The sequence below is a fragment of the Actinomadura geliboluensis genome, from assembly GCF_005889745.1.
Lineage (GTDB): Bacteria > Actinomycetota > Actinomycetes > Streptosporangiales > Streptosporangiaceae > Spirillospora > Spirillospora geliboluensis.
In genome coordinates this window covers 1-1401 of sequence record NZ_VCKZ01000734.1, presented here as the reverse complement: position 1 = coordinate 1401, position 1401 = coordinate 1, and the positions used below count along the sequence as shown (strand labels likewise).

At 73.9% G+C, this 1401-nt stretch carries 2 protein-coding genes; both read left to right on the top strand.

Features of this window, described 5'->3' with window-relative positions:
* Window positions 1-314: hypothetical protein (locus ETD96_RS45640; RefSeq protein ID WP_205719770.1), on the top strand; the 314-nt coding region annotated here is incomplete at its 5' end.
* Window positions 311-1401, top strand: a 1091-nt coding sequence (locus tag ETD96_RS48375; protein WP_205719769.1) for a DNA cytosine methyltransferase, incomplete at its 3' end; no start/stop codon positions are given. The genes ETD96_RS45640 and ETD96_RS48375, both read left to right, overlap by 4 nt.

Below are 1401 nucleotides of genomic sequence, written 5' to 3'. Positions count from 1 at the left end.
GGCCGATCCTGACCGGCCCCGACTGCCCGCTGTGCGACCGCCCCGCCGACGTAGTGTTCATCGGCCCCGCCACCACCGCCGCCGGCGACCACGTCACCGCCTGGCAGTGCCGCGCCTGCCGGCACGACTGGACCATCCCCGCCCACCACTGGCCCGTGCTGGACGGCCCCGACTGCCCGTACTGCCGCACCGAGGTCACGTGCTGGGCCGCGCTGGCCCCCGACGCCCTCGGCGACCTGTGGACGTGCGAGCACGGCCACGAGTTCGTGCTCACGCCCGAGGGCCTGATCATCCTGCCCGAGGACGCCGCATGACCATGCACACCGCACTGTCCCTGGGGTCGATGTGCACCGGGTACGGCGGGCTGGACCTGGCCGTGTCCGCCGTCCTGGACGTCGAAACCGCATGGGTCGCCGACCCCGACCCGGGCGCCGCCGCGATCCTGGCCCACCACTGGCCCGGCGTGCCCAACCTCGGCGACATCACCGCCGTGGACTGGACGACCGTGCCGCCCGTCGATGTGGTGGCCGCCGGGTTCCCCTGCACGGACCTCTCCCTCGCCGGCACCGGCGCCGGGATCACGGAAGGAACCCAAAGTGGCCTCTGGCTCGTCATCGCCGCCGCCCTCGGTGTACTACGACCCCGGCTCGTCGTGCTGGAGAACGTGCGCGCCATCGTTGCTCGACGACCGGGGCTCGATCGTGTCCTCTCCGACCTTGCCCGCCTCGGGTTCGATGCGGAATGGACGTGTGTCCGAGCATCGGACGCTGGCGCCGCGCACCAGCGGTGGCGGTGGTTCCTGCTGGCCTGGCCTGCCGACGCCCCGCGCCCGCGACTGCAAGGGCCGCGGCTACAGCGACGGGCTCCCGGCGGTGGTGGAGCTGCTGCCCACCCCGCGGGCATCGGTGAGCGAGAACCGGCAGACGCGCCGCACCCCGTCGCAGGAGGCGGGCACGCACGGCCTGAACCTGGCCGCCGAGGTGTGCAGCCTGCTGCCGACCCCGCGCGCGACCGACGGCACCAAGGGCGGCCCGAACCAGCGCGGCAGCTCCGGGGACCTGATGCTGCCCTCGGCGGTGCTGCTGCTGCCCACACCGACCGCCACGGACGCCAAGTCCTCCAGCGGGACCAACCCGGCATGGGGACACGGGACCACGCTCACGGACGCGGCCCGGCGCTCGACTGGGGCGCCTACGCCCCCGCCATCGACCGGTGGGCCCGCATCCTCGGACGGCCCGCGCCAGCTCCAACTGAGCCTGGACGCGACGGACGACCCCGCCTGAGCCCTCCGTTCGTCGAGTGGCTCATGGGCCTGCCCGCCGGATGGGTCACCGACCCCGCCATCTGGACCGCGCTCGCCGAAACCAGCGGCAAACGCCGGAACCGCTTCACCCCCACCAC